The organism is Kitasatospora sp. NBC_00240 (genome assembly GCF_026342405.1).
In the GTDB taxonomy this organism is placed as follows: Bacteria; Actinomycetota; Actinomycetes; order Streptomycetales; family Streptomycetaceae; genus Kitasatospora.
In genome coordinates, this window is the sequence record NZ_JAPEMU010000001.1 from 2,901,892 (window position 1) to 2,916,319 (window position 14,428).

The 14,428-nt window shown below is 69.4% G+C and carries 7 protein-coding genes; 4 read left to right on the forward strand and 3 right to left on the reverse strand.

Features of this window, described 5'->3' with window-relative positions:
* Nucleotides 1–62 precede the first annotated feature (62 nt).
* Both OG689_RS12285 and OG689_RS12290 read right to left on the reverse strand, forming a co-directional pair.
* Nucleotides 63–998, reverse strand: a complete 936-nt coding sequence (locus OG689_RS12285; RefSeq protein ID WP_266320116.1) for a hypothetical protein — start codon at nucleotides 996–998, stop codon at nucleotides 63–65.
* A complete protein-coding gene (locus tag OG689_RS12290) occupies nucleotides 995–1,498 on the reverse strand; it encodes a hypothetical protein (RefSeq protein ID WP_266320118.1) in 504 nt (167 codons plus the stop codon). Before OG689_RS12290 ends, OG689_RS12285 begins: the two co-directional genes overlap by 4 nt.
* Nucleotides 1,499–2,101: 603 nt before the next feature.
* Between OG689_RS12290 and OG689_RS12295 the strand changes: the two genes are divergently transcribed.
* From OG689_RS12295 to OG689_RS12305, 3 genes are read left to right on the forward strand one after another with little or no spacing between them, the layout of a single operon-like run.
* Nucleotides 2,102–3,415, forward strand: coding sequence for a peptidoglycan-binding protein (locus tag OG689_RS12295; RefSeq protein WP_266320119.1), 1,314 nt, complete (start codon nucleotides 2,102–2,104; stop codon nucleotides 3,413–3,415).
* Entirely contained in the window at nucleotides 3,412–4,107 is a 696-nt protein-coding gene (locus OG689_RS12300) for an ABC transporter ATP-binding protein (RefSeq protein ID WP_266320121.1), read from the forward strand. The genes OG689_RS12295 and OG689_RS12300 overlap by 4 nt, the downstream gene beginning before the upstream one ends.
* Nucleotides 4,104–5,348, forward strand: a complete 1,245-nt coding sequence (locus OG689_RS12305; protein ID WP_266320122.1) for an ABC transporter permease — start codon at nucleotides 4,104–4,106, stop codon at nucleotides 5,346–5,348. Before OG689_RS12300 ends, OG689_RS12305 begins: the two co-directional genes overlap by 4 nt.
* A 746-nt stretch (nucleotides 5,349–6,094) precedes the next feature.
* Here the strand turns inward: OG689_RS12305 and OG689_RS12310 are convergent.
* Nucleotides 6,095–7,795: an N-6 DNA methylase gene (locus OG689_RS12310; RefSeq protein ID WP_266320123.1), complete on the reverse strand. Its 1,701-nt coding sequence runs from the start codon at nucleotides 7,793–7,795 to the stop codon at nucleotides 6,095–6,097.
* A 266-nt stretch (nucleotides 7,796–8,061) separates the two neighbouring features.
* On the opposite strand from OG689_RS12310, the gene OG689_RS12315 reads away from it, so the two are divergent.
* Nucleotides 8,062–14,424, forward strand: coding sequence for a protein kinase (locus tag OG689_RS12315; protein WP_266320124.1), 6,363 nt, complete (start codon nucleotides 8,062–8,064; stop codon nucleotides 14,422–14,424).
* Nucleotides 14,425–14,428: the final 4 nt, after the last annotated feature.

Genomic DNA, 14,428 nt, shown 5'->3' on the forward strand with positions numbered 1-14,428 from the left:
CGCGCCCCGACTACTCCGTCCTGGGAGGGCAGGGGGCCGAGAGATCGGCCCCCTGCCTTCCCTCACCCGACGCTCGAAGCCTGTTTGAGCGTGGCTGTGTTGTTGTCGCGCGCCTCCGCCAGCGCGAGCTGGTTCTGCGCTATCAACTCGTTCTGGATCGCCACCTCGAAGTCGAACCAGATTTTCACGAGGCCCGATTCCGTCTTGCAGGAGATGTCTGCCGTCGCCGTGGCGATCTCCTGCGGCGTGACCGTGCCGGACCCGCGGGACGGGAGTTGATCAGTGACGGTCAACGGGCTGGTGGCTGTATACCCCTTGCCCTTCATGCATGTGCTCCATCGGGCGATGGCGTCCACGACCGCCGGGTCCGACTGGGATCGCTCGAAGCTGTCTCCGTTGAGCTGATTGACCAGAGCTTCGTCGAGGCGGCCGACCTTTCGGTCGGATTCACCCAGGCAGCCCCCTTCCGGAATTCGCGAGTCGGCCGGCTTCTCACCCTTCGGACCACTCCCCTTGAGTGCCGTCCCGGCTGCGGGGTCCGGCTCGACCAGAGGCGGATCACCGCTTTCGTGCGCCAGGTGGTAGCCGTATTTCTCTGCTTCCTCGGGAACGCTGACCCCGTAGCGGCGAGCCATGTTGGCACCGTCAAAATTGGGTGGCGGATACTTCCCCGGCGTCGGCGGGTCGTATGCGAAACCGAGGTGTTTCATGCAGTCCTGCTGGATCCGAATCTTCGCCTGCTGTATCGCCACCCGGCTGGGATAGCTGGTCATGTATGCCTGGAGAGGAAGAACCATCCCCTTCGCCAGTCCGGCGTCCACCACCGCGCTCGGTGCCCGCACACCCTCGGCTGCCGGCGGCGCAGCATCGGCCGCACCGGCCGAGGATGTCGGTGAATCCTGACAACCTGCCGCACCGAGCGCGAGTGCGGCGAGCGCCAGGACGCCCAGGGTGCGGCGGCCGACGCGCCTCCCCGGCCGCACCGGTGATTCCGTCATCCGTTGCGCCGGTGGGACGCGTTGTTGTTGTGGAGCCTGGCAATGAGGTTGCCGTTCGAGTTCGGATCAAATGTCTGGGCCGTGCCGTTGAAATACGAGTTGTAGTACACGGTGTAGCTTGCCCAGGCGTCGCCGTTCACCACGGAGGCCGCGTTGTTCTTGAGACCCTGCCCGCTCCCCGTGGCCCACTCGCAGTGCGATCCACCGAGATTGCTCCGGACATCCTGGTTGGAGTAGCCGAACTGATAGAGGGCGATGATGTTGCCGTTGGGTGAACTGACACCCCAATGGTCCTCGATCTGCTGGCTAGACAGGTAGCACGGACTCGTCGAGACTCCCCCCACCTGTGTGGAGTTGTAGAAAATCCCGAAACAGTAGGATTTGTCGGTGTAGTTGCAGGTGTCCGACACGTATTCGATGGCCTGAGCAGGGACCGTCGATGCGACGGACATGAGCGCAGCCGCGGCCGTGGTGAGTACAGCGGCAATTCTGAACTTCATGTCACTCCTTCGAATGGCCGCGTCCGGCCGATTGCCGGCAGCACGGGAAGAGAACACCGGAGCCAGAGGAGTGGAAAGCCGTTCTACATCAAGAAAAATCACCCCATTCGCCTCGATTCGAGGCGAACGGGGCCACCCCCCGGCGGCTGAAGTCGATAGTTGTTGTAGGCCAAGAACGTGTCAAGTGTGATCCTCGACACAGTAGACATTTCCTTAATCCTGTTGCTGGCCCGGCGTCAGCTCTGCATACGATTCGTACTTGCCGGGCGCTCCGGCAGTGCTCCGAAACGACGCATGTACACGCGAAACCGGCACGCGCATCGGCTGCTTCGAGCATGTCGCATGTGTCCGAATATTTTCACATTTTAGCTGCTTTTCATTCCTTTGCACGGACGCTGCCGAAAAGTTCGGCCTTGAATTTGAGAGAAGCGAATGCCAGCCAACTCCCGTCGGCGATCTGTACTGATTTCCACCGCGTTGGTCTCCGTCACGCTCACCGCAGCAGGCGTGGGGGCCTCGGCCGTCATGAAGTCGCCCGCCCAGGCTGCGGCCGAGACGAGGCCTCCCCCGCCCGACGTACTGACGAGCAGAGTGGAGCGGCAGGTGCTGACGTCGACGGTGGTGACACGAGGCCAGGTGGCTGCCGGGCGGTCCGTCGACGTGGCGCCGGTCGGGGCCGGGGCGGGCGGAGGCTCTCTTCCGGTCGTCACCAAGTTGCCGCTGAGGGCCGGGGAACAGGTGCAGGAGGCATCGTCGGTGCTCGAAGTGGCCGGGCGCCCGGTGTTCGCGCTCCTGGGCGAACTGCCGGTCTACCGAGATCTCAAACCCGGCACCGCGGGAGCTGATGTGCAGCAGCTTCAGCAGGCCCTGACCGCAGCCGGATTCCCGGTCGGGGCGGACGCACCCGGTACGTTCGGGGAGGGGACGAAGGCTGCGGTCAAGGGCTTCTACACCGCCCGGGGGTACGATCCCCTGCCCTCGTCCCCGGACGGGGCCCAGCGAGTTGCCGCGGCCAAGGACGCGGTGCGGGGCGGCGAGCGAGCCCTGGCCGATGCCAAGGAGGCACTTGAGTCGGTGCGGAAGGCTACTGACGGTGCGAAGTCGGTGCCTGCGTCCGAATCGGGAACCGAGGGCCGGCCCACTCCCGACAAGCCGGCTGCCGCGACCCAGTCAGGTCTGACGGCTGCGCGCAAGCAGGTGACGCGGGCCTCCGAGGATCTGGACGGTCTCCAGGTGAAACTGGCTGAGGTGAGCGCGGCGTCCGGCCCGATGGTGCCGGCCTCCGAACTGGTGTTCCTGCCGGGATTTCCGGCGCGGGTCGACACCGTTGCCGGTCAGGTGGGCAGTACGGTCAGCGGCAAGGTGCTGACTCTGTCTGCGGGTGCGCTGGTGGTTCACGGCAGGCTGTCCCCGTCCGACAGGGGGCTTGTGCAGCCCGGACAGAAGGTGGAGATCGTTTCCGAACTGACCGGCATGAAGGCTGCCGCCACTGTCGCTTCGGTCTCCGACAGCATCGGTGGCTCTCCACAGGCCGCGGAAGGCGAGCAGGGGCAGAACAAGGGTGCGGGAACCGCAGCCGCAGGCACTGGTGCTGGGTACCAGTTGCTTGTCCAACCCGATGCACCCCTGGACTCCAGGCTGGCCAACCAGGACGTCCGACTGACGATCGTGGCCGCCTCGTCCGCCGGTGCGGTCCTGACCGTACCGCTCTCCGCGATTTCCGCCACCGTCGAGGGCAGGACGGTGATCACGATGTACGACGGCGGGCAACGGCGACGCGTGGAGGTGACTCCGGGCACGGTCGGCGCCGGCAGCGCCGAGGTGCGGCCCCTGGTCGACGGTTCGGTACGAGAAGGTGACCAAGTGATCGTCGGGGTCAAGGGTGCGGCCGGCGACGCGAAGGCCGGTGCGAGGTGAGCACCAACGTCGTCGAGTTCCGCGCGGTGGGACTGACCTACGGTGGCACCCCGCCCATCGAGGCGTTCAGACCGTGCGACCTGGCCATACAGCAAGGGGAGTACGTTACCGTGACCGGCCCGTCCGGTTCCGGCAAGTCCACGTTTCTGAACATCGCGGGTCTGCTCGACACTCCGACGACGGGTAGCTACCTACTGGACGGGATCGACACTGCGGCGCTTTCCGACGGCGACCGGGCAGCGCTGCGCGGCAGCCGAATCGGCTTCGTGTTTCAGTCCTTCCATCTCCTGCCGCATCGTTCCGCCACCGAGAACGTCGCGCTGGCCATGCTCTACACCCGGGCTCACGGCCACCAGGGTGGCGCGGAGCGGCGTGAGCTGGCCCGCGAGGCGCTTGGCCGGGTCGGCCTGGAACACCGCCTCGATGCCTTGCCCACGAAGCTGTCCGGCGGTGAGCGCCAGCGCGTGGCCATTGCCCGCGCCCTGGTCTGCCGGCCGTCATTGCTCCTCTGCGACGAACCCACCGGCAACCTCGACACCGCGACAGCCGACTCCGTCCTCACCCTCATCGACGAACTTCACGCGGCCGGCATGACGATCATCCTGATCACTCACGACTCCGAGGTCGCCGCCCGTGCCCGGCGCACCCTGTCGATCCGCGACGGAGCACTGGCCGAGCTGGTCACCCGATGACGGCATGGTTCCGGGGACGCACTCCGCGTACGGTCAAGCCGTCCCGCCTGTCGGGGTCGGACCTGCTCGGCGAGTCGCTGGCGGGCATCCTGCAACGCCCCGCGCGTTCGATACTGACCAGTCTGGGCACGGTCCTGGGCGTAGGCACCTTCGTGGCCATTCTCGGCCTGACCGCGACCACGTCGTCCCAGGTCGACTCGCGCTTCAATCTCCTGACTGCCACCGAGGTTTCCATCGAGGACGTCGGCGGTGGCCACCCGGAGCTGACACCGCTGTCATTTCCCGCCGACGCGGACGCCCGCATCCAACGCCTCAACGGGGTCGAGGCTGCCGGGGTCTTCTGGAATGTTCGGCTTGAGGATTCCGTCGTGCGATCGGCCCCGATCGGCAACGCGGCCGACGGGGAGCGAGCCCAGATCGTGGCCGCCTCGGCCGGCGCTCTGGCCGCTGCCGGACCGCATCTCGCCCAGGGACGAACATTCGACGCCTGGCACGACTCCACCTCGCAACCAGTGGTCGTGATCGGGGCCGGAACAGCCGCCCGGCTCGGTATCACCACCCTTGACGTCCAACCTGCCGTCTTCATCGCCGGACAGCCGTTCACCGTCATCGGGATCGTCGACGACGTCCGGCGCAAGACCGACCTTCTGATGTCCGTCACCGTTCCGAGAGGAACTGCCGCAAGGCTCTGGGGCAACCCGATCGGCGACCGCGCCAAAATGATCATCTCCACCCAGATCGGTGCAGCGCAACAGATTGCCGGAGAGGCCGCCCTCGCCCTGGACCCCGTCCATCCCGAGAACTTCAGGGCCGTTCCCCCACCGGACCCCAGAAGCTTGCGAACTGGCGTGACGTCCGACCTGAACCAGCTTTTTCTGCTTCTGGCAGCGATATGCCTCGTCATCGGTTCGGTCGGCATCGCCAACACCACGCTGGTCGCCGTACTTGAGCGCACCGGCGAGATAGGCCTGCGGCGCGCACTCGGTGCGCGTGGACGTCACATCACCGCACAGTTTCTCACCGAGTCGACCTGCCTCGGTCTGCTCGGCGGGTTGATCGGCACCTCGCTGGGAGTACTCACGGTTCTCGGCGTGGTCCTCGCTCGCGACTGGACCCCGGTCGTCGAGCCGGTCACCGTCGTCACAGCCCCACTCGTCGGCCTGCTCACCGGCCTGCTCGCGGGCCTCTACCCCGCCTGGCGCGCCGCTCGAATCCAACCCGTCGAAGCGCTCAGGCGTTGACCGCTCAGGCGTTCACACCGGCGCACGCTCTCGTGGGAGACGGCCGCGCCACGCTCCGCGCCCGACGTTCTCCCGTTGATCCGGACAGCCTGGTACCGGGACGGATCGGTCCCAAAGGAAGCACTCCAGGTAGCGAGTGGCGAAAGCAACATGAGCAAGCGGTACACGGGATAAGGGGAGGGCGTAGGAGGCCGGCTGACCGACACGGTCGTATCTGTCGTGGAACTTCCACCAGCCGCCGGTCGGGTGGACCGCCGGCGCTCCGCGGTCGGCGAGTTCGGCTGCGGTGCCGCGCCTGGCGGCATGCAGCGGTTGCGGGTTGTCGAAGCCGACGAGCCAGGCCTTGCCACCCTCGAACCTCCCGACCGCGGTCAGGCCGTCGTCCTCGGCCTTCGCGACGCGCGCTTCGACGTCGGCCAGGTGGCTGTCACAGCGTCGTCGGCTTGGCCAGCCGTGCGTCGCCACGAGTGGCGCGCCGCCGTCGGTTCTTCGTCACCCCAGGGGCGCGCCCGGAGAAGGCGACGGACGAATCCGGCGCGGGATCCAGGACACACTCCGACGTTCACTCGACCCCGCGTAGGCGTCATGGCCGGCTTGGTGGCGTCCGCCGAGCAGTGGTCGGCACGGGGACCGGCGGTGAGGAGGGGAGGGGCGGCGAGCGATCGAAGCACGATCAAGTGGGTGGAAGCGAACCGAAATCCGGCCCGGGGTCGTCGCTCCTCCCTACGCTCCCGGAGACTCGGTCCTCACCCGCCGCCAGGCTCCAGGTTTCCGCTGCCCAGCCCCTCACGGGCAATGTCGGCGAGTCTCTGCGCGGCTTCGGCCACACGTCCGGCCTCGCGCTCCATGTCGAGCAGAGCCCGGAACGCGGTTCCGTAACGACGCTGGACGGGAAGTTCGCGTTGGGGAATGCGGGCGCCCTTGACGTCGAGGCGGTATGAGCCGCTCTGGGAAGTGGAGCGGCGGACGTTGGAGCCGGCGCGTAGGAACCCGTCGAGGTACTCGGGGTCGACCTGGCCGCCGACCACCCGGGGTTCGCCGGCCTGCAGTTCGACGAGTCCGGCCCGGATGAGGTCGGAGACGGTAACGGTGGCGCCGTCCCACAGGTCAGCGCCGTCGCCACGGCGCAGGTCGGGCAGTCGGCCGCCCAGCCCGGCGAGGGCGTCGGCGAGGTCGGAACGAGCCTGTTCGTACTCGTCGGCGAGGTCGCGCCGGGCAGTGGGCAAGTGGGCGGCAGGGGTGAGGTCGACGACGTCGTCGAGGAGATCGACCAGGGGAACATCGACGACCTGTGCGTCGGTGGGCTGCAGCGGGCCCCCGGGGTTGTTCTCGGTCAGGTCGATCAGGTGGACACTGTCGGGACGCGGATCGCCCTCCTCCGGCCGCCGCAGGGTCCAGAGGTGGATCGGCAGGACGTGACCGGAGGCGACCCCGCCAGGCAGGGCTACGATCTGGCGGACGATGCCGCGGCGGACGAGCTCGGCACGGATCCGGCGACCGGCTTTCCGGTAGGCGACGGAGGCGGGCATCACCATGAGCACATGTCCGCCCGGCGCGGTGTGCGCATACGCGTGTTGGAGCCAGGCGAGTTCGCCCTCTGCGCGGGACGGGGTGCCGAACTCCCATCGGTGGTCGAGCAGGAGCTCGTCCCGGCCCCAGTCCCCTGCGGCGACCGGTGGGTCGCAGAGCACCAGGTCGGCGGCGAGCCCCGGGTAGCGGTCGGCCCGCAGGGAGTCGCCATGGGCGATCCGGACATCACCGTAGTCGGCGAGCGAGGAGCGAGCGAGAACGATGTCCACGGCGTCGGCGTCACTGTCCTGGCCGATTCGGACGAGATCGGGTCCGGATCCCGGCGCGAGGAGCAGGGCCCCGATGCCGCATGCCGGATCGAACACGGTCCAGCCCGGCCGGGGTTCCGGCGCGAAGTGGCCGACCGCCCGGACGATCAGTGGGGAGGTGACCTGGTCGGACCCGGCGCGACGGGCGGAGTCGGCCATCCGGTCGGTGAGTGCGCGCAGTGCGGCGTTCGGCTCCGACTCCTCGGCGAACCGGTCGAGCAGGGCCTGCACCGCGGCGGGCATGTGGTGTTCCGCGTCCGCAGTGGCGGTTCCGGAGGACCTTGGACGCACGAAGTGCCTCGCTGCGGCGGCCACGGCGGCGACCGTGGCGTCGCCGTAAGCAGCGCGCAGCGCCTGCCAGGTCTGGACCTCGAGGGAGACGTCCTGGTGCCGGTCTCGTCGACGTAGCCATTCCTGCACGGCGGGCCAGTCGAAGAGCGGACTCGAAGCGCTTCCGGCCGCGGCAGGCGGGAAGTCCTCGTAGCGCCGCCGCCAGTTGGAGACCGCGGCTCGGGTGACGCCTGCGAGGCGGGCGATCTCGGCACTGGTGACCAGCGTGGCTGGTTGTGCGTCGTCGGGGACCGGTCGGGGCGCAGCTGGGTCTTCCATGGCCGCCACCGTACACGCAGCCGCCCACATTCACAGGGGGCCACTGATGTGTTGACATCACTCACACATGGATCCGTTCCTCCGTCGGCACAGGTGGTGTGCAGACAGGCGGAGCCCTTTCCACGCGCAAGTCGGTTGACATAGTCAACGCATTCTTGATTTTGTGCACAGAGTGTCCACTAGGCTGGCGGGCAGCAGGATGTCCGCCTGCCGCGCACGAGACACGACGCACAACGAGACAAAACACATGAGGCAGGGGAGCGCCAGTGGGTCTGGGGACGGTCGCGAACAGGTTCAGCGTTGTGGGGCCCGTTGGTCGCGGCAACATGGGAGAGGTCCACCGGGCGGTCGACCTCGAAGCCCCGGAGGGCTCGCCGGACCGGGAGGTCGCCCTGAAGACCGTCCTGCGCAGCCGGACCGGCCTCGCGATCGACGCGTCCCAGGACAGCAAGGATGTCGAACGGTTCCGCCGCGAGGTGGACATCATGCGCCGCCTCTCGCCCCGGCATCCCAATCTGACCCGGCTCATCGCCGGAGGTGTGGATACTCCGGCCACCGGCGGCGGCCTGCCTTACCTGGTGATGGAGCTGCTCGACGGGAGCCCGCTCGGCGACCTGATCGACGAGGAACCCCAGCTCCCGGTCTCCTGGGCCGCCGCCATCGCCGCGCAGATTGCGGCGGGCCTGGCCTCGGCGCACGCGGCCGGAATCGTCCACCGCGACCTCAAGCCGGCCAACGTGATGCTGACCCAGGACGGCACGGTCAAGATCCTCGACTTCGGCATGGGCCGGATCGTCGACGACACCGACCGGACCCGGCTCACCAGCACCGGGGTGGGCGTCGGCACCGCCCGATACATGGCCCCGGAGCAGTTCCGGGCCGAACAGGTGACAGCACCCGCCGACCTCTACGCACTGGGCTGCATCCTGTACGAGCTGCTGATCGGCAAGCCGCCCTTCGCCGCCAAAACGCCCTACGACCTCTCCCAGCAGCACCAGCACGACGCTCCGCCGTCCCTCACGGTCGTCCGCCCGGACCTGCCGCCCGAGCTGGTGCGGCTCGTCTCCCGGCTGCTGGAGAAGGACCAGGCCAACCGGCCGGAGAACGCCACCCTGGTCCGCGAGGCGCTGGTCCCGCTCGCCCTGGTCCCGGACGAGACCGCCACCCTGCTCGCCCCGCACTGGACCGCGATGGATCCGGTCGAACGGCTGCGCGCCGAGTTCCCCGAGCCCGCGCCGGCCGCCCCCGTGCCGGTTCCGCGTCCGCCGCGCCGCGTGCCGGACGCGATGGACGTGTTCGGCATCCACCGGACCCTGATCGACGAGTACGAGCGCTTCACCAAGGGTGCCGCGATCGTCCGGGACGGCCGGATCGCCGGCTTCATCGAGGACGACCTGGCGGGCAAGTCGCAGTGGCCCAATCCGTGGCTCTCCCTCAATCCCTTCTTCGCGGACGGGGGCCAGGTCACCGACCTGGTCCGGGACGAGGTCCTCGACCCGAAGTGCGCCGAGATCTTCCAGGCGGGCAAGAAGAAGACGTCGCCGCGCCCCGACGGCCGGCCGCTCACCTTCCACCGCCACCAGCGCGAGGCGATCGAGGCCGCGCAGGCCGGCGACTCCTACGTGCTCACCACGGGCACCGGCTCCGGCAAGTCGCTCTCCTACATCGTTCCTATCGTCGACCGGGTGCTCAAGGAGCGCGCAACGGAGCGGCCGGGTGCTCCCCGGCGGGTCCGCGCGATCGTCGTGTACCCGATGAACGCACTTGCCAACTCCCAGCGCCAGGAACTGAAGAAGTACCTGCGGTACGGATTCGGCAAGGGCAACGAGCCGGTCACCTTCGCCCGCTACACCGGCCAGGAGAGCGAGGAGCAGCGTGAGGAATTGCGCAAGAACCCCCCGGACATCCTGCTCACCAACTACGTGATGCTGGAGCTGATGCTCACCCGGCCCGACGACCGGAAGAGCCTGATCCGCATGGCCGAGGGCCTGCAGTTCCTGGTCTTCGACGAATTGCACACCTACCGCGGCCGACAGGGCGCCGATGTCGCCCTGCTGATCCGCCGGGTCCGTGAGGCCTGCCGGGCCGCCGCCACGCTCCAGTGCATCGGCACGTCCGCGACCATGTCGACGGAGGGCACTTGGGAGGAGCAGCAGCGGGAGGTCGCCAAGGTCGCCGGCCGGCTCTTCGGCACAACCGTGCTGCCGAGGCGCGTGATCGGCGAGACGCTCGTCCGCGCCACCGGGGAGCCGCTCGCGACCGTCCCGGCCGAACGGCTGCGGGCCGTCGCCGCGCCCCGCGGGTACGAGGCGCTGACGAAGGACCCGCTGGCCCGCTGGATCGAGTCGAGGTTCGGGCTGGAGCGCGAGGACGGGACCGGACGCCTGCGTCGCCGCCCCCCTGGCAAGATCGAGGAAGCGGCGGCCGAACTCACCGCGGTGTCCGGGATCCCCGAGGAGACCGTCCGGGAGGCGATCAGGGCGACGTTGGAGGCCGGCTCGCAGGCCAAGCACCCGGTGACCGAGCGGCCGCTGTTCGCGTTCCGCCTGCACCAGTTCCTGTCCAAGGGCGACACCGTCTACACCACACTGGAAGACCCGCTCGCCCGCCCGCTCACCCGCACCTACCAGCTGGAGCTGGCCGCCGGCACCGGCAGCGCCGGCCGGCCGCTCTTCCCGCTGGCGTTCTGCCGCGAGTGCGGCCAGGAGTACGTCACCGTGTGGCGCACCACCGAGGACGGAACGGTCCGCTACGAGCCCCGCCGCGACACCTCCGCCTCCGGCGGGCGCGCGGGCGAGGGCTACCTCTACATCGGCGTGCCGGGCGAGGACTACGAGTGGCCGGCCGACCCGCAGCGCGCGGTCGACGACCGGCGGCTCCCCGAGTCGTGGCTGGAGCCGGACGCCAACGGCGCCACCGTGGTGAAGAAGTCCTACCGGCCGCGGGTGCCGCAGCGCGTCGTCGTCGACCCGCGCGGCGGCGAATCGGGTGAGGGGCTGGTCGCCGCGTTCGTGCCCGCGCCCTTCCTGTTCTGCCTGCACTGCCAGATCTCCTACGAGCAGACCCGTGGCCGGGACTTCGCCAAGCTGGCGACCCTCGACCAGGAGGGTCGCTCCTCGGCGACGTCCGTGATCTCCGCGACGATCGTGAAGTCGCTGCGTGCCGTGCCCGAGGAGGTGCTGTCCGCCGAGGCCCGCAAGCTCCTCACCTTCGTCGACAACCGGCAGGACGCCTCCCTCCAGGCCGGTCATTTCAACGACTTCGCCCAGGTCACGCAGCTGCGCGGGGCCCTGTACCGGGCCGCGGTGCAGGCCGGGGAGGAGGGGCTGCGCCACGACGACCTCGCACAGGCGGTCACCGATGTCATGGGGCTCGCCCCACGCGAGTACACCGGCAATTCGGCCCTGGCACCCGGGCTGGAGCGGCGGGCCACCAAGACGTTCCGCGACGTCGTCGGCTACCGCCTCTACCGGGACCTGGAACGCGGCTGGCGCATCACCATGCCCAACCTGGAGCAGACCGGCCTGCTCCGCATCGACTACGAGGACCTGGACTGGATCGCCGCGCACCAGGACGACTGGAACACGGCTCACGAAGCCCTGCGCGAGGCCGAGCCGGCCCTGCGCAGCGAGGTGGCCCGCGCACTGCTCGACTACTTGCGCCGGGCCCTCGCCATCGACGTCCAGTACTTCCGCGACGACTTCGACAGCCTGCAGCGCGCCAGCGAGGAGCGGCTGACCGGCCCCTGGGTGCTGGCGGAGAGCGACAAGCCCGGCATCGGCACCGCCTACCCGACCGCGTCCAAGCCGGGCATGGAGCGCACCGCGCTGTTCCTGTCCGCACGAGGCAAGTTCGGTAAGTACCTCAAGCGCACGGCGCCGGCCTTCCGCGCCCTCGATGTGACCGGGCTTCAGAAGGTCATCGAGGACCTGCTGAAGGTGCTGTGCGACAGGGAGCTCGTACGCGAGGTGGAGGTCGTACCCGAGACTTCCGGCCCCGCCTTCCGTCGACGCACCGCCGAGAAGCGCACCGGTTACCGGGTGTCCGCCGCCGTGCTGGTCTGGCGTGCGGGAACAGGCGAAACGGGAGCCGTCGACCCTCTGACCCGTACCTACAGCAGTGGCGAGGGCCCGCGCGTCAACCCGTTCTTCCGCCGCCTCTACCAGGACGCGGCCGCCGGCCTCGCCGGACTGTTCGCCCGTGAACACACCGCGCAGGTCACCCCGGAGGAGCGCGAGCAGCGCGAGAAGGACTTCCGCACCGCCGCCCTGCCGCTGCTGTACTGCTCCCCCACGATGGAGCTGGGCGTGGACATCTCCTCACTCAACGCCGTCATGATGCGCAACGTGCCGCCCACACCCGCCAACTACGCCCAGCGCTCCGGCCGGGCCGGCCGGTCCGGGCAGCCCGCGTTGGTCACCACCTACTGCGCGACGGGCAACAGCCACGACCAGTACTACTTCCGCCACTCACAGGCCATGGTCGCCGGGCAGGTCGCCCCGCCACGCCTGGACCTGGCCAACGAGGACCTGGTCCGTTCCCACCTGCAGGGCATCTGGCTGGCCGAAACGGCCATGCGGCTGGGCCGCGCCGTCCCGGACGTCATCGACGTCACCTACGACCCGAACGGGGAGGAACGTCCCGACCCCGAGATGCCGCTGCCGCTGCGCTCCCACATCCGTGACGAGTCCCTCGACGAGAGCGCCCGGCTCCGGGCCGTCACGGCCGCCCGCACCGTGCTGTCGCCGCTGATCCCCGACTTCGCGGACACCACCTGGTGGTACGACACCTGGATCGAGGACCAGGTCACCAAGGCCCCCGCCACCTTCGACGAGGCATTCGAACGGTGGCGGGAGCTGTTCCGCGCCGCCGTGCTCGACCAGTACGAGCAGAATCGGCGAGTCGTCGACACCACCCTGAGCAACGGCGAACAGTCGCGCGCCCGTTCGCGCCGCCGCGAGGCCGAGACGCAGCGCGACCTGCTGCTGAACCGCTCCACCGACGCCAAGTCGGTCATGAGCGACTTCAACCCGTACCGCTACCTCGCCTCCGAGGGCTTCCTGCCCGGCTACAGCTTCCCGCGCCTGCCGCTGGCCGCCTACATCCCGCGTTCCGGCAGCCGCCGCAACAGCGACGGCGACTACCTCCAGCGCCCCCGCTTCCTCGCGATCCGCGAGTTCGGCCCCGGCGCGCTGATCTACCACGAGGGTGCCCGGTACCAGGTCACCCGGATCCAGCTCCCGCCGGACGCCTCCGGCGATCTGGCGACGGCCGAGTCCAGGCGCTGCGGCGACTGCGGCTACCACCACGAGGTCCAGGTGGGCAGCAACCGCTGCGAGATGTGCAAGGAACCGCTGCCCACCAAGCGCAGCAACCTGCTGCAGCTGCACACCGTCTACACCACCCCCCGCGAGCGGATCTCCTCCGACGAGGAGGAGCGGCGCCGGGCCGGCTTCCGTCTGGAGACCTCCTACGCGTTCCAGGACCACGGCATCCGCAAGGGCCGCCTCACCTCGCACGTCAGCGACGCCGGCGACACCCCGGTGCTCGCCCTGGACTACGGCGACTCCGCCACCGTCCGCATCACCAACCTGGGGCGGGTCCGCGACAAGGAGAACGAGCCGGACGGCTACTGGCTCGACCTCGGCGACGGCCGCTGGCTCAACGACAAGGCCGCGGCGGACGCCATCGAAGGCACGGGTATGCCGGTCGCCGACGAGGACGGCAACGAGAAGCGCCGCAAGAAGCGGGTCCTGCCGTACGTCCAGGACCGACGCAACATCCTCGTCGTCACCCTTGACGAGCCGCAGCCGGAACCGGTCGCACTGTCGTTCATGTACGCGCTGGAGCGGGGCATCGAGGCCGCCTTCGAGCTGGAGGACGCCGAGCTGACCGCCGAACTCCTGCCCCCGGACGACGGCCCGCGCCGCCGGATCCTCTTCACCGAGGCGGCGGAGGGCGGTGCCGGCGTGCTGCGCCGGCTCCAGCACGACCGGCATGCGCTCGCCAAGGCCGCCCGCACCGCCCTGGACATCTGCCACTTCGACGAGCGGGGGGTCGACCAGGGCGGTCCGGACGAGGACCGGGAGTGCGCGCGGGGCTGCTACGAGTGTCTCCTGACGTACGGGAACCAGACCCACCACCAGAAGCTCAGCCGCCACGCGGCCGGCCCGCTGCTGCTGCGGCTCGCCACGGCGCGGACCGAGCGGGCGGCCCGCGGGGAGTCGCGCACCGAGCAGTTCCACCGCCTGGCGGCCGATCAGTCGGCTGCCGGTGCGGACGGCGGCGCCGAGCCGTCGGCGACCGTCACGCCGATGGAGGCCGACCTCGCCGAACTGGTCGCGGCCGGTGACCTCCTCGGCTGGCTCAAGGCCAAGGGACACCGACTGCCGGACGAGGTGACGGTCTTCGTCCCGGAGGCCGCGGCCCGCCCCGACCTGATCTTCCGCGTCGACGGCGGCAACGTGGCAGTGTTCGTCGACGGGCCCTTCCACAGCGACGACGCCACCCGCGACGCCGACGCGGTGGGCCGGTTGGAGGACAACGGCTGGGACGTCCTGCGGTTCCCCGCCGGGGCGGACTGGGACACTCTCGTCGAGAGGAACGCCGGCTACTTCCGCACCCGCTGACCCC